The sequence below is a fragment of the Microcoleus vaginatus PCC 9802 genome, assembly GCA_022701275.1.
In the GTDB taxonomy this organism is placed as follows: domain Bacteria; phylum Cyanobacteriota; class Cyanobacteriia; order Cyanobacteriales; family Microcoleaceae; genus Microcoleus; species Microcoleus vaginatus_A.
Window position 1 is genome coordinate 4,171,871 of record CP031740.1, and the last position, 13,765, is coordinate 4,185,635.

The 13,765-nt window shown below is 45.7% G+C and carries 9 protein-coding genes and 1 pseudogene; 4 read left to right on the forward strand and 6 right to left on the reverse strand.

Going from position 1 to position 13,765, the window contains the following annotated elements:
- Nucleotides 1-5: 5 nt before the first annotated feature.
- The gene (gene lysA, locus D0A34_16945; GenBank protein UNU20336.1) at nucleotides 6-1,439 is read right to left on the reverse strand and encodes a diaminopimelate decarboxylase; all 1,434 of its coding nucleotides are present in this window, start codon (nucleotides 1,437-1,439) and stop codon (nucleotides 6-8) included.
- Nucleotides 1,440-1,624: 185 nt separating this feature from the next.
- Between lysA and rimI the strand changes: the two genes are divergently transcribed.
- Nucleotides 1,625-2,302: a ribosomal-protein-alanine N-acetyltransferase gene (rimI, locus tag D0A34_16950; GenBank protein ID UNU22341.1), complete on the forward strand. Its 678-nt coding sequence runs from the start codon at nucleotides 1,625-1,627 to the stop codon at nucleotides 2,300-2,302.
- A 472-nt stretch (nucleotides 2,303-2,774) separates the two neighbouring features.
- On the opposite strand, the gene D0A34_16955 is transcribed toward rimI, so the two are convergent.
- From D0A34_16955 to D0A34_16975, 5 genes and pseudogenes are all read right to left on the reverse strand, one after another.
- Nucleotides 2,775-4,694, reverse strand: a complete 1,920-nt coding sequence (locus D0A34_16955; GenBank protein ID UNU20337.1) for a globin — start codon at nucleotides 4,692-4,694, stop codon at nucleotides 2,775-2,777.
- A gap of 133 nt (nucleotides 4,695-4,827) precedes the next feature.
- The gene (locus D0A34_16960; protein ID UNU20338.1) at nucleotides 4,828-5,145 is read right to left on the reverse strand and encodes a hypothetical protein; all 318 of its coding nucleotides are present in this window, start codon (nucleotides 5,143-5,145) and stop codon (nucleotides 4,828-4,830) included.
- 213 nt (nucleotides 5,146-5,358) lie between these two features.
- On the reverse strand, nucleotides 5,359-6,300 hold the full coding sequence (locus tag D0A34_16965) for a hypothetical protein (GenBank protein ID UNU20339.1): 942 nt from the start codon (nucleotides 6,298-6,300) through the stop codon (nucleotides 5,359-5,361).
- Nucleotides 6,301-6,459: 159 nt separating this feature from the next.
- Complete coding sequence (locus D0A34_16970; GenBank protein UNU20340.1) at nucleotides 6,460-7,854, reverse strand: hypothetical protein; 1,395 nt, start codon at nucleotides 7,852-7,854, stop codon at nucleotides 6,460-6,462.
- 513 nt (nucleotides 7,855-8,367) lie between these two features.
- Nucleotides 8,368-8,970, reverse strand: a pseudogene (locus tag D0A34_16975) (phosphoglycerate mutase family protein).
- Nucleotides 8,971-9,701: 731 nt separating this feature from the next.
- On the opposite strand from D0A34_16975, the gene D0A34_16980 reads away from it, so the two are divergent.
- The 3 genes from D0A34_16980 (at nucleotide 9,702) to D0A34_16990 (ending at nucleotide 13,751) form a co-directional block, all read left to right on the forward strand.
- The gene (locus D0A34_16980; protein ID UNU20341.1) at nucleotides 9,702-12,179 is read left to right on the forward strand and encodes an ATP-dependent Clp protease ATP-binding subunit; all 2,478 of its coding nucleotides are present in this window, start codon (nucleotides 9,702-9,704) and stop codon (nucleotides 12,177-12,179) included.
- A 409-nt stretch (nucleotides 12,180-12,588) separates the two neighbouring features.
- Nucleotides 12,589-13,182: a signal peptidase I gene (lepB, locus tag D0A34_16985; GenBank protein ID UNU22342.1), complete on the forward strand. Its 594-nt coding sequence runs from the start codon at nucleotides 12,589-12,591 to the stop codon at nucleotides 13,180-13,182.
- Nucleotides 13,183-13,427: 245 nt separating this feature from the next.
- Complete coding sequence (locus tag D0A34_16990) at nucleotides 13,428-13,751, forward strand: DUF1825 family protein (GenBank protein UNU20342.1); 324 nt, start codon at nucleotides 13,428-13,430, stop codon at nucleotides 13,749-13,751.
- The last annotated feature ends 14 nt before the right edge of the window (nucleotides 13,752-13,765 follow it).

Consider the following 13,765-nt stretch of genomic DNA (forward strand, 5'->3'; position numbering starts at 1 on the left):
AACTTTTAACTTTTAACTTTTAACTTTTGAGCTCCGAGTCGTTCAGGAAGGCGGTCAAGCCTCAGCAAATCCTGGTAAGTTTCCCGCTGTATAATCGTGTTAACTTCCCCATTTCTAACTAAAACCGCTGCCGGTCGGGGCACTCGGTTGTAGTTAGAAGCCATGCTGTAATTGTATGCCCCTGTAGCCGCAACGGCTAGGATATCTCCGGCCCGACAATCTGGCAATTTGGCATCTTTAATCAGAACATCGCCTGATTCGCAGTGTTTCCCAGCAATTGTCACTGTTTCCGTTAAGGGAGCAGACATTTTGCCGGCTGCGAGGACTCGATAAACTGATTGATAGGTAATAGGACGCGGATTGTCCGACATCCCGCCATCGACAGCTATATACGTCCGCATTTCCGGAATGACTTTTTTAGAGCCAACGGTATAAGCTGTAACGCAAGCTGTACCCACGAGCGATCGACCAGGTTCGCAAAGCAATTTAGGCAAGGGCAATTGCTGCCGCTCGCAAGCTGCTACCACTGCCTTGCAAATCGTACGAGCCCAATCTTCAATGCTAGGAGGATCGTCCGCTTCAGTATAGCGAATGCCCAACCCACCGCCAATATTAATTTCTGTTGCTGGCAAACCATAACTCTGTGCTTTAGTCAAGGCCTGAACTATGACTTCGGCTAAATCGTCATGGGGTTGCAGTTCAAAAATCTGAGAGCCGATGTGAGCGTGTACTCCCACGCAAAATAACGACGGCTGTTGGCTGATGAAAGTAAATACTCGATCGAGCGAATTAGGATCGAAGCCAAATTTACTGTCGATTTGACCCGTCTGAATGTACTCGTGGGTGTGACACTCAATTCCAGGAGTAAACCGCACCATAATTCGTGTCGGCCCACCGGTTTTGCTGCTGACACCCAATTCTCCCAACTCTGCTAGAGTTTCTAAATCCCGCCAATTGTCGGCTACGGTAATGCAGCCGCTTTCTACAGCTAGGTGTAGTTCCTCGCGGGACTTGTTGTTACCGTGGAAGTAGATTTTGTCGGGGCTGACGCCGGCTTGCAGTGCAGTGTGGATTTCTCCGGCGGATACGACATCTATGCCTAAACCTTCCGAAGCTGCGATCGCGCAAACTGCCAAACAACTCCAAGCTTTAGAAGCATAGAGCACTTGAGATTCGCCCGGATAGTAACGCTTAAAAGCATCCCGGTACTGGGTACAAGTCGCCCGTAGCGTTTCTTCGTCTAAAATGTACAACGGCGAGCCAAATTGCTCCACCAAAGCTGTCACCTCGCAGCCTCCGATTTCCAACCGATCGCTGCTGTTAACACTGGCTGTCAGCGGTAACAGTTCTTGATTGGGCGATCGATTTTGCAGGGCCGACTTCGACTCAGACAGATACTTAAGTCCCGATTCGACCCCGAAAGATTGAGTTGATACCATCGCGCAATAACTATCCTAGGTTATTAGTCAGCAGTCATTAATCAGCAGTCAGCAGTCGGCAGTCATTAATCAGCAGTCATTGGTCGTTGGCAGTAGACTAATGTCTGGAGACTTGTGAGTCATGACTCAAAACTAGCAACAAACAGCTAATCGCTACTGTGTTTTCCAGTGTACAATTTACAGCCGTGCGTTTTCTACAAATTAAACATCTCGCCGCCGAAGACCTCAACAGTGCAGTCGAACTCGATCGCCTCTGTTTTGGCGGACTGTGGACTTTAGAAGGCTATGGGCGCGAGTTAGGCAGTCCTAACAGCGATTTACTGGGTTTGTGGGTATCCGAAACCGAGGTCGGCAAATCAGAAAGATTCGACAGCGAACTCGAGTCGATCGAGCCGAACAGCATTCTCAACTCAAAACCGCTGAGTGTTGAGAGCTCCTCGCCAGCAACTCCGAACTCAACACTTACCCCAACCCTGATCGGTTTGGGTTGCCTGTGGGCAATTTTAGAAGAAGCTCATATTACAATTTTGGCAATTCATCCTCGCTTTCAAGGTCAGGGTTTAGGACAAGCTCTGCTTTGGGATTTACTAAAAAAGGCTCACTATAGACAATTAGAACGGGCAACCTTAGAAGTGCGGGAATCTAATTTAGCCGCAGTTTCTCTTTACCAAAAATTTGGGTTTAAAGAGGCAGGACGGCGGAAACGGTACTACGAAGACACCGGAGAAGATGCTCTGGTAATGTGGCGCAGCGGCATAGAGAAACCAGAATTTCAGCAATATTTAGCAGTTGAGAAAGTGCAAATTTGCGATCGGCTGCATCAGAAAAACTGGCAGTTGGCGATCGATAGTTTTGAATTTTGAATTTTGAGCAGCCTACTTTGGGGATTCCATTTATGCTAAGAATTGAATTTATTCAAGCTGTATTTAAAAATACAGTTAATTAGCCAAAAGTCTGAATTTTACAGCAGATTCCACGTTTATGAAGTACCCCGCCTATCGTTATATCCCCGTAGGGACACGGCGAAAGCCTTTGTCCCTACACTTCATCAACCTGGAATACGCTGTATCTGTTCCCTAGAACGATAGCCAAACTTTTCAGCCTACTGAATGTATGACGATTAGACATCTCCGAAAATTCAACTTTGGCCCCTATGCTACAATGATTTTAGACTACTTGTTAGAGAGGTATATTGTTTAAAAAATATAATTAAAGAATAATCTTTAACCATTAGTAGCGCTCGCATTTCAGTAAGCCAAAGCTTTTCTCCTCAAGGGGTCGTCACCATTTTAGTAGAAAAGCAGACCTCAAAGTCATAAAAAATTTGGCATCAATTTATTTATTTCTGACCCCATCTTCCAGAGACTTATACTTCGACCCATCAGGCATAACAGCACCTGCGAGCAAAGCACCACTCAGGTCAGAAATGCTAACTTTAGCACCTTTTAGATTTGCACCACTTAGGTAGGCACTCTTCAGGTTAGCACCACTCAAACTAGCATTCGTCAAATTGACGCCGCTCATATTTGCGTTACTCAAGTCCGCACAAATTAAATTAGCGCCGCTGAGGTTGGCACTACTGAGATTAACCTGACTCAAGCGAGCAAAACTCAGGTTGGCATCACTGAGATTAGCACCACTCAATTTAGCCTGACTGAGGTTAGCATTATTGAGGTTAGCATGGCTCAGATTGGCATTACTGAGATCCGCTTCACTCAATTTGGTTTCACTTAGATTGGCCCGAGAGAGATTAATAGCTACTAACTCTGCACCAATAGCATCTACACCTCTAAGAGAAACACCATCCTCATTCAAATCTTGGAGTGCCAGAACTCTTGCATAGCTAACTTTTACGCCGTGCGCTGCATCAACTGTACTCCAAGCTTGGTAATGAAATTGCTTCCTGCGATCCGGCGCTTCCTTAATGAATAAAATTAAAGCAACGACCATACTAAGAGCATCAACACTCTGCAAAATCTCTCCAATCAGAGAATTATCATCTGCTGCCACATAAATTATGATGAACAGAACTGCTGAAACACTAGCCACTAACCAGGCGGGTTGTGTCCAAAAATTATCAATGAATTTTCCTAAAATTCCTTTGAGAACTTCACCCAAGCGCTGAATGAGTGATTGATCCTGAAATTTTTGATAACTATCAGTTATGTTCGAGAGGGTTTTTTGGAGAATTTCACCATCCAACTGAATTGATACTAAAGGCTTTTTCTGTTGCTCGGTTTGCGGCGCGATCGGCTTAGAGTCGTTCAGTAATTGTGTCTTTGATTCTTGTGGCTGATGGTGGGTGACATCTTTTTGATCTGGGACAACCTTTGGTGAAGAATCTGCACCTGCGCCTTTTAACATCAAACCTGTAATTGCTCTGTAGGCATCTGTCCAGGCCAGCTTTACTTCGGGAGTCCAATCTTCTTGGAGAGACTGCTCAAAAGACATCAGCAGTGCGTCTCCAACTGGCCCATAATATTTGGGAATTACCCCATAGCCGATGTGTCTGCCTCCCAAGGCGTTGAGAACTGGCCCTAAAGCTTCGGGAGAGCGGAGATTTTCTACTACCAATACCAAAGCATTTATCAGCTTTTTCTGTTGTTTTTCTAGCTCAATATTGGCAAACAGTGGTTTAAACTCTGGGTGAGCGATGAAGAGGTTTTCGTAGAAGCTAGCGGCAAATTCATCAGCACGAGGTTTGACTTTCTCGAAACTGCTTTCCAGTATCTCTACAGCTAACTCTGGCTCTTTTTCGGGAACTGGTTCTAGTTGGTGATGAGCTGCTAGAGTTACCTTTTTTTCGGGGATTATCTCTGTTTCTAATTGAACTTCTTCCGGCGTAGTTTCTACACCTGCGCCTTGTAACATCAAAGCAGTAATTGCATTGTAGGCATCTGTCCAGGCCAGCTTTACTTCGGGAGTCCAATCTTCTTGGAGATACTGCTCAAAAGCACTTAGTAGTGCTTCTCCAACTGGACGGTAATATTTGGGAATTACTCCATAACCGATGTGTCTGCCTCCCAGTGCGTTGAGAACTGGCGCTAAAGCCTCTGGAGAACGGAGATTTTCTACTACTAAAACCAGAGCACTTATGAGCTTTTTCTGTTGCTTTGCCATATCAGTTGTGGCAAACAGCGGTTTCAACTCTGGGTGATATGTAAACAATTTTTCGTAGAAGCTAGCGGCAAATTCATCAGCACGAGGTTTGATTTTCTCGAAACTTTGCTCTAAAAGTTCAACATTTAAAGACATATTGTTGTTTCTCTCTTGAAAGTTGACGATCCCTTGTCTTTAGACAAAGTTTTTTAACTATCCGGATCTGATGAATGCTTTTGATAGAGTGTGTGGAACCTGAGAGTTTCTTTGCTGACGCTAGGGCCAGATATTACAAACTTAAATTTTCCAACTCTTGCCGCAGGGTAGCCATAAACTCCTCTGCATCGTTGATGCCCATTTCTCCTAAAGCTTTCCACTCTTCACTGGTGTAATCTAAATCTAGTCCCATCACGTCTTGAGTCCAATAGGGCAAATTAGATGGGTTTTCCATTAGGTCACAGGTTATTTTTAAGATTTCTGTTCCGGTCGTCTTTTGTCTAGCTTTTGTCGCCAAGCAAAAGGAGAGCAATTTAGCCAAATTACTTTGTGGTGGAATGGCTATTAGAAATGCCATATTTTGTGCGAGTACAAACTTGTCTAACTTCATTGGATATTTTCTTCTTGCTAGATTTAAGGTACTCACGTAAGTATTTTTTTCGATCGATGAAAGCAACAGGACTTACGCTGCCTTCCTTCTATTATTATACTATCTATAGTAGTAACGTGCTTCAGACGCACCCTACAAGTAGAGTCTGTGCGTAAGTCCTCACAATTTATATTACCTCCAAATCCAAATTTTTTTCTTCTCTACCTCGAATTGTTACAGTTGTTTATCATACCAATCGTTTTGGTAAATTTTATCTGAATTAGAGTTGAGGTGGGGATTACAAGTGAGAAACTCTTCAATGTCGTATTTGATTGTGTTGCAAATAGCATCAAGAGGCAAGTCGTTCGTATCGTAGCCAAACGGGTTTTCTATTTCCAGACCAATTTCTTCAATGCCAAGTAACGTAAAAGTAATCAAACTAACAAATATGCCTGTCCCCCATCCCAAATCTTTAACTAGCTGAAAAGGTAATAACAGGCAGTAAATTAATAACAGTTGCTTGAGATGAATGGAATAAGCTAGGGGGAGGGGCGTTCTTAAAATGCGTTCGCAGTGTCCTACAGACTCCATCATACTCTTCACAGTAGTTTGCAGAAAAACTACATGACTGTAATGTAAGACAGCGTTACCACGTTGATACTGCTGTTGTAGATAATCTGCTATCCAAAAGACTATCTGTAGCGGTGGATTGTGGATCGTCTTTAGCTGCAAATACTGAGATTGAGACATCAATTCTTCTAATTCGCTATTTACAGGTTCTGATCTAAGATACAATTTACACGCTACGGGGAAAGCAGCTACCAGGCGAATGAGTGCAATTCTTTTGGCTCGATCTTCTGGTTCAACGTCGTTCATCATTGCCCCAATTTGCCAAACCATGTTACGGGCGTCGTTGGCTAAATTTCCCCATAACCTACGACCTTCCCAAAACCGTTCGTAAGCGGTATTAGTTCGGAAAACCAGTAATAAGCCTAAGACGATGCTGGGAATAATACTTCCTAAAATAGGTTGGGATACAGGGAGTTTGAAATAGTAAAGTACAGAAACAATAAAACTAAACAGACCAAACCCAATAACTCGTTGATAAATGGCTAAAATAACTGAGCCTCTGAACTGGAAAGCAAGTTTAAACCAGTTTTGAGTTTTTGTTTTCATAATTACACAACTTTATTTTTAATAAAACTATATTTTATTAAGTTTATTTGAGGAGTCAACTAGATGATTAGTTGTATTTCCCGGATAATAAATTAATGATTATCGTCATCCCTAAAAGCACCGCTTGCGCCACGCAAGTAGTGGCGCAAGCTAACAGCCTTACTCTTGCATTCCTGCATACAGCAGTCGGACAAATAAGCGGACACCATCATCATTTTTTAATGTTGCATATGATGGAGCTTCACTGTTACCGATAGCGCGCAAATCGGAGAGAAGTTCTGGATGGAATTGGCAAGTAAACGAGCGTCGAATTTTCTTAGTTTCAAAATCTTTGTAGTTAATGCAGGTTGCTGAACATTCTGTAACTATTTCACCATCTTCCTCTGCTGTTGAACAAAGAATTTCAATGGCGTCGGGCAGTTGTATTAGCCAACTCAGAGAACTACCAGCGATGATGTGCCGATAGGGAACGATAGCGTCATGAATACTGCGGAAAGCCCAGTTGGCAAACAATATTGCTTCTTCGTTGACTTCATCCGAATGAAACATCGAAATTGATACTCTGGCCTCATATTGAATTGTTGTGTCAATCACGCCTTCATGGCTGTCGGCTGTGACATCATGAGCATGGATAATTTCCCAAGGAATACCTAAAGTATCGCCGTCTGGAGACTGATAAGGCAACAACACACGATCGCCAACTTCTTTGAATTCATTCCGCGTCACGGCAAAATGCTCGTCATTCCAGCCATTCGCAACCACTCGTCCATCACGCTTTTTGACTGGGAGTGTCTTGCCCATTGCTTCAATGCGCTGGCAGACTTCTTGCAACGATCTGAGTGCTTTACTCTCCTTATCGCGTTCTAAAGATGTCATATCGAGGACTTGTTTGACTGCACGCCGGATGAGTCGGATGTGACATTCAGCAGCTAGTTGGTGTCCTACACAGATAAAGATGGCGGGGGCGCTGGTGGGCGATCGCGAAATCAGCAATTTTTCCACTAATGCAAACATATCCTCTCGCGGACACGCCGGACTTGTCCAGGTGGAGGCATCGTATGTGGATGGATCGCCACCTTCGACTACCACTGCATAACCAGAGTTAATTGCGGGAACAACTATTTCTGGATCGAGGACTCCGGTTGACCAAACAGGTAGTAATACTGAGTCCATATCGGCGACTTTCTGAGCAATGTAGGCGACATTTTTGGAAGCCCGAACATCTTCGCCAAGAGCGTTAAGGCCTACGTGTTCCCAAGGTTCGATGATGGTTATACAGTTGCGTAACAAATTGGGATGCAACAGTAGAAACTCCAAGTCTGACTGTGAATTAATCACTTTTTCTAAAGGCTTGGCGTGTCCCCACTCAAAAATGCCGTCGCTGGCAAATAGTTGTTTTTCTACCAACGGGCCTTCTGAGTTTCTATCGGCTAAAAAACGACCTAACAAAATATGTGCTGATTCAAAATCCGATCGACCTTCATGCAAGTAGCCAGAAGTGAGTCGCCAATCGGTTGTGGTGGTTTGATTATTAAATTTGATAGCTTCTACCATTTTTTGTCGAGACTTTGTAATCCGAAAGTAATAAGTTGATTGGTCACATTATGTCTTTATTCCATATTATTCTTGGAATTTTAACCAGTTAGTCAGAGCAATAGCTGTTGATGTAACAGCAGATCCCACCCTGGCCAGGAAAATTACAATCAGACAGGAATCTGGCGATCCCCTTGATAATAAACATTACCATAGTCGTCGAGGTTAAGGAAGTAATCGGTGGCGACTAAGCGCTTATCGTCTTCGGTTAGCTATATCAAATGCGCTCCAGCGTTTGCCTCCAGGTTGCCGATGACTAATATTCCAGCGATAGTATTTCGGGTCAAGCGTGGGATTTTTGCCAGAGAGCGTTTCCTCGGTAAATGTAAATAAAAGGGTAGAGTTGGTTTTCGGTTGTGAAATTTCCTAGGTTTTGTGCCTTGACTACCCCTACCCTAAGCAAAGATATTATGGCTTATTGAGCCAAAGTTTAGATTTGATCAACGTTAAGGTTCGCAACCAACCCATAGGTCACACTACGAGAACTGTTTCACCGCGTTCCAAGTGCGGTACAATTTTGTCTTCGTAGAACCTGGCAGGGCGAGAGTAAACTTGGGCAATCTTTTCGCCAGCCGGAGGTGCTTCGTTATGTGAATGCAACATTTCCTCGAACCCTTCGTAGCCAAGTGCTAGACGCAGCAAATTTAGGTTACGACCCGCAAAAATGCCAAAGGATTTCTCGCTAATTCGATGATCTATCTCAACGGGGGTATTTGGCGACTTTAGTGCTTGACTTTCAGCAAGGGGGATTTCACAGGTTTGCCGTGCGCGTCTCATGTGGGAGACATATACTGCATCAAACTTTGTACCTTTTTTCTTCAGGTCAACACCTGCACGGCGTGCCTGCAATCGGCCAAAGGATGTGAGGTCAACATCCAGAACTCCTGCAAAAATATTGCGTTCGTTACTGGTACTTTCACCGTGCCGAATAAAGTAGACACGTCCTAGCTGTTCTGCATTGAATTCTTTTGGTGAAGCTGCAGAAGTTGTTGTAGCTGCATCGTGGAATTTACTTGTAACTTCGATCGATCCATTTTCGGTACTTTCTACCTGGTCATCTAAGTTTCTAGTGTTCATTATTTACTTTCACTACGCCTTAAACAGGATTTAGATTGTTTTCCACGATTGAAGTTTCAGACTTTTAAGTCAGACGAGTTAACGACCCAAGCACTGTGCTACGAAAGCCTGGTCTTGAACCGTGCTGAGTATAGTCTGAGCCAAACTTCTCGGAGTGTAGCAACACTCACTAATTGCTCAGGAGCGATCACACAACTGACAACATGAAAAATACCCAAATATTCAACGGATCAGGGGTAATATTTTTAGATAAAGAAAGCCCAGCTCGCTCTCCCTCTCCTACACCAACAGATTCTTGAGATGGGCAGCAGCTTAAGAGTGAGTTTAGGGGATAGATCGTGCATCTAACTAATAAGTTTTGTGCAAAACCCGGCCTGTACTTCGAGAATTATCACTTTTGCACCTGCATGACAGCCAAAAAGATTGTGCTAGAATCCATCAATACGTAGTCGTAGGTTGGGCACAGGCCGAGAAGAGCAATCTTCTTGCAGTCTAGGGGAGGTTGTAGGTCAGCCACCATTTGGGTCTTCCCAGTTGAAAGCCACCCTGCAACATGAGCCTGGAATCTGCAACCGCAGCCGAGTGCGGCAGATCGGTTGGGAGTGTCGCGCTAGAATAAGCAGTACGAGTAGGGAGACGGCAATGCCGTGTCGCTACGAGAACACAAACGCTCCTTAAGTGCGAGCGTGACCTCGAAACGGGCACATAGCAGCAGGTGATGGGAATAAATCATGTTTGAACGCTTCACAGAAAAAGCAATAAAAGTAATCATGTTGGCCCAGGAAGAAGCTCGCCGCCTGGGTCACAACTTCGTAGGGACAGAACAGATCCTCCTGGGTCTGATCGGAGAAGGAACCGGGGTTGCAGCTAAAGTCCTCAAATCAATGGGGGTCAACCTCAAAGACGCTCGGATTGAAGTGGAAAAAATTATCGGCCGCGGCTCTGGTTTCGTAGCAGTCGAAATTCCGTTCACTCCCCGCGCCAAGCGGGTTCTAGAACTATCCCTAGAAGAAGCTCGTCAACTCGGACACAACTATATCGGCACCGAACACCTGCTGCTAGGCCTGATCCGCGAAGGTGAAGGAGTAGCGGCCAGAGTCTTAGAAAACCTGGGAGTAGACTTGTCGAAAGTCCGTACCCAAGTGATTCGGATGCTGGGAGAAACCGCAGAAGTCGCAGCCACTGGCGGCGGCGCTCGCACCAAAACCCCAACCCTCGACGAATTCGGCGCCAACCTCACTCAAATGGCGGTCGATGGCAAACTAGACCCAGTAGTCGGACGCCAAAAAGAAATCGAACGGGTAATTCAAATCCTCGGTCGCCGCACCAAAAATAACCCGGTGCTCATCGGCGAACCCGGAGTCGGCAAAACCGCGATCGCCGAAGGTCTCGCCCAGCGGATCGCTAACAACGACATCCCAGATATCCTGGAAGAAAAGCGCGTCGTTACCCTCGACATCGGCTTGCTGGTTGCCGGGACGAAATACCGGGGCGAATTTGAAGAACGCCTCAAAAAAATCATGGACGAAATCCGCACCGCGGGTAACGTGATTTTGGTGATTGACGAAGTACACACTTTGATCGGTGCAGGTGCTGCTGAAGGGGCGATCGACGCAGCCAACATTCTCAAGCCAGCCTTGGCAAGAGGCGAGCTCCAGTGTATCGGTGCTACCACCCTAGACGAGTACCGCAAGCACATCGAGCGCGATGCAGCCCTAGAACGGCGCTTCCAGCCCGTCATGGTCGGCGAACCCACCGTTGACGAGACGATCGAGATTCTCTTCGGCTTGCGAGAACGCTACGAACAGCACCACAAGCTGAAAATCTTGGATACAGCCCTCGAAGCTGCAGCCAAACTCTCTCACCGGTACATCTCCGATCGCTTCCTCCCAGACAAAGCAATTGACTTGGTAGACGAAGCTGGTTCTAGAGTCCGCTTGATCAACTCCCAACTGCCCCCCGCAGCCAAAGAACTTGACAAAGAACTGCGCCAAGTCCTGAAAGATAAAGACGAAGCGGTGCGTTCTCAAGACTTTGACAAAGCGGGCGAATTGCGCGATCGAGAAATGACGATCAAAGCCGAAATTCGCGCTATTTCCCAAGCCAAAAAAACCGACTCGGCCCGCACCGGCGAAACCGACCCATCGCCAGTAGTCACCGAAGAAGATATCGCTCAAATCGTGGCAAGCTGGACGGGCGTACCGGTTAACAAACTGACCGAATCCGAATCCGAAAAGCTGCTGCACATGGAAGATACCTTGCACCAGCGCTTGATCGGCCAGGAAGAAGCAGTGAAAGCCGTTTCCCGCGCCATCCGCCGCGCTCGCGTTGGTTTGAAAAATCCCAACCGCCCGATCGCCAGTTTCATCTTCTCCGGGCCCACCGGCGTCGGCAAAACCGAACTCACCAAAGCCCTAGCCGGCTACTTCTTCGGTTCCGAAGACGCGATGATTCGGCTGGATATGTCGGAGTACATGGAACGGCATACCGTCTCCAAACTCATCGGTTCTCCTCCGGGCTACGTCGGCTACAACGAAGGCGGCCAACTCACAGAAGCAGTCCGTCGCCGTCCTTACACCGTGGTGCTGTTCGACGAAATCGAAAAAGCCCACCCCGATGTCTTCAATATGCTTTTGCAAATATTGGAAGACGGCCGTTTAACTGATGCCAAAGGTCGCACCGTAGACTTCAAAAATACGCTGCTGATTATGACCTCTAACATCGGTTCTAAGGTGATTGAAAAAGGTGGCGGTGGTCTCGGTTTCGAGTTCAGCGACAACCAAGCCGATGCTAATTACAACCGCATTCGTTCTTTGGTTAACGAAGAACTCAAAAACTACTTCCGCCCCGAATTCCTCAACCGACTCGACGAAATTATCGTCTTCCGCCAGTTGAACAAGGAAGAAGTCAAGGAAATCGCGGTCATCATGCTCAAAGAAGTGTTCGGTCGTTTGACAGAACAGGGAATCACCCTGGAAGTCACCGAAAAATTCAAAGAACGGCTGGTAGAAGAAGGCTACAACCCCAGCTACGGAGCCCGACCCCTGCGCCGCGCCATCATGCGCTTGCTGGAAGACAGTTTGGCTGAGGAAATCCTTTCTGGCCGCATCAAAGACGGCGACACCGCTGTTGTGGATGTGGGCGAGGACGGAATTGTTAAGGTGCTGCAAGGTCAAAAGCGGGAATTGCTGCCCCAAGGCGCTGAATAAGATTGAGTAAGTGCGATCGCGAGTGAAGTTTGGAAATAACCAATCTCGCAGTCGCAAACAACTCAAAATCCTCAAATAAAAAAGGTAGAGAATTTAAATTCTCTGCCTTTTTTATGAGTTAATATCAAGAGGAGAGTTATGGCATAAATCTTTGATTGATAGGAAAACCACAGATGCAACGCAGATGCAACGCAGATGCTTTTCAAGATTGTTTGCGACTGCCTGCACTGCACGTCTAGTAATTAACAGTGACATACTTCAATGGTAAGCTGTATTGCATTTAAATTGTATATTTTGGGCGGGTTCGCGTGCCCAGCCCGCTCATGGTTTGATTATTTTTTGAGATGCAATTTAAATGCTGAGCGAGCTTAATCAGATAATTAATGGCAACTATTTAGCGAGGACTTTCATGACATCTGAAAAAAATAAGTTGGGTACACAAGTAGCAGAAAATCCGCCTGAAAGCTGGTGGCAGAAAGCGTGGAAGTCGCAGCGAGAAAATCTTCAGATAGTGATTATTGCTTTGAGTTTAGCAATAGTGATTCGATCCGTGGTCGCGGAACCGCGCTACATACCCTCAGATTCTATGGTACCCACTTTGCACGTGGGCGATCGCGTCGTAGTCGAAAAACTCTCCTACTACCTCGAACCTCCAAAAACTGGCGACATCGTAGTATTTACTCCCCCGGAAAAGTTGCAAGAAGAAGGCTTTACCCAAGACCAAGCATTCATCAAGCGGATAATTGGCTTACCGGGTCAAACCGTCGCCGTTAAAAAAGGTTTAGTTTATCTCAACGACAAACCCCTCGTCGAAAAATATATTGCCGAACCTCCTAAATATCAGTGGGGGCCTTATCGCGTCCCAGAAAATGAATACTTTGTGATGGGAGACAACCGCAACAACAGCAACGACTCCAGCAGGTGGGGATTTTTACCTAAGCAGAACATCATTGGCCGCGCTGTAGTGCGGTTTTGGCCTCTAGAACGCATCGGGGAAGTTTGAAGTCAGTTGACAGTTGACTGTTGACAGTTGACTGTTGACTGTTGTCATCGCAAGCTCAATGCCCCATTTCCAATGCCCAATCCCCAATGCCCCATTCCCATGCCTAATCCTGTACGGAAATTTCTACTTATTCTTGTGCCTTAAGGGGTAGGGACTTCCTCCGGCAACTGATAAAATGGTACAAAAAGCAGCGGGATTTCTCGCCTAGATCAAAATTAGTAGAATATTAAAAAATTAGGAAAGCTATGGGATTTTTTGATTCAGAAATTGTTCAGCAAGAAGCCAAGCTGTTGTTTGAAGACTATCAATCTCTCATCAAACTAGGTGGCAATTACGGGAAATTCGATCGCGAAGGCAAGAAAATGTTCATCGCTCAGATGGAATCAATGATGGAGCGCTACCGTATTTTTATGAAGCGCTTTGAGCTTTCTGAGGACTTTATGGCTCAGATGACTGTAGAGCAGTTAAAAACACAGCTCAATCAATTTGGCATCACGCCCCAGCAGATGTTTGAGCAAATGAACTCAACGCTGGAGCGCATGAAATCTGAGCTGGAAAAACAGTCTTAGTGTCAGAAGTCAGA

What these genes read in the sequence shown, in the direction of transcription:
- lysA (UNU20336.1), bottom strand. Translation starts at nt 1,439, where the DNA reads ATGGTATCAACTCAATCTTTCGGGGTCGAATCGGGACTTAAGTATCTG.
- D0A34_16955 (UNU20337.1), bottom strand. Translation starts at nt 4,694, where the DNA reads ATGTCTTTAAATGTTGAACTTTTAGAGCAAAGTTTCGAGAAAATCAAA.
- D0A34_16960 (UNU20338.1), bottom strand. Translation starts at nt 5,145, where the DNA reads ATGAAGTTAGACAAGTTTGTACTCGCACAAAATATGGCATTTCTAATA.
- D0A34_16965 (UNU20339.1), bottom strand. Translation starts at nt 6,300, where the DNA reads ATGAAAACAAAAACTCAAAACTGGTTTAAACTTGCTTTCCAGTTCAGA.
- D0A34_16970 (UNU20340.1), bottom strand. Translation starts at nt 7,854, where the DNA reads ATGGTAGAAGCTATCAAATTTAATAATCAAACCACCACAACCGATTGG.
- D0A34_16980 (UNU20341.1), top strand. Translation starts at nt 9,702, where the DNA reads ATGTTTGAACGCTTCACAGAAAAAGCAATAAAAGTAATCATGTTGGCC.
- lepB (UNU22342.1), top strand. Translation starts at nt 12,589, where the DNA reads ATGACATCTGAAAAAAATAAGTTGGGTACACAAGTAGCAGAAAATCCG.
- D0A34_16990 (UNU20342.1), top strand. Translation starts at nt 13,428, where the DNA reads ATGGGATTTTTTGATTCAGAAATTGTTCAGCAAGAAGCCAAGCTGTTG.